General features: G+C 51.2%; 1 pseudogene. It reads left to right on the plus strand.

Going from position 1 to position 539, the window contains the following annotated elements:
- Positions 1–539 (plus strand): annotated as a pseudogene (locus R7190_RS30070) (conjugal transfer protein TraG); the annotation flags it as partial.

Here is a 539-nt window from a genome sequence, read left to right on the forward strand (position 1 = left end):
ACTTCATGGATAAGTTCCAGGTGGATGATAGCCACTCTGATGCTGTCAAAGGTGCTTTTGCCATGCAGGCTATGGGCACACTCGATGTTGACGAAGCTGCGTCCATGCTTATGCCTATGGTTGGCAAGGCCAGGGCAGCAATGAAGGCCGCTGCTGGTGTGAAATCAAACAGTACAGCCCTAGTTCCTGCTGGTGGTAATGGCGAATCAGGCGGCGGCAGTGATGTCCTGGACATCAAAGCGCAAGCGAAGGGAGCAACAGAGTCATCAACTCAAGCCTCTTCAAGCTGGTCAGCGAGTGATGTGTCCCAGTTCATGAAGGGTGTGAGCTATTCGCAAACCGATAGCCAGGCGTTGACAAATCAATTAGCGCAGGGTTTCAGCCGTTCTGGAAGCGAGTCATTCAAGCAAACCTGGGGCGATAGCTTATCCCAGAACCTATCCAAGTCCGCTTCTGAACTGGTGTCTGCATCGGACACCTTCACAACAATGAGTCAGCTCCAAAACCAAATGGGCTCCATGACTAATACCGACTTTAAA

The organism is Vibrio sp. 1078-1 (assembly GCF_033340475.1).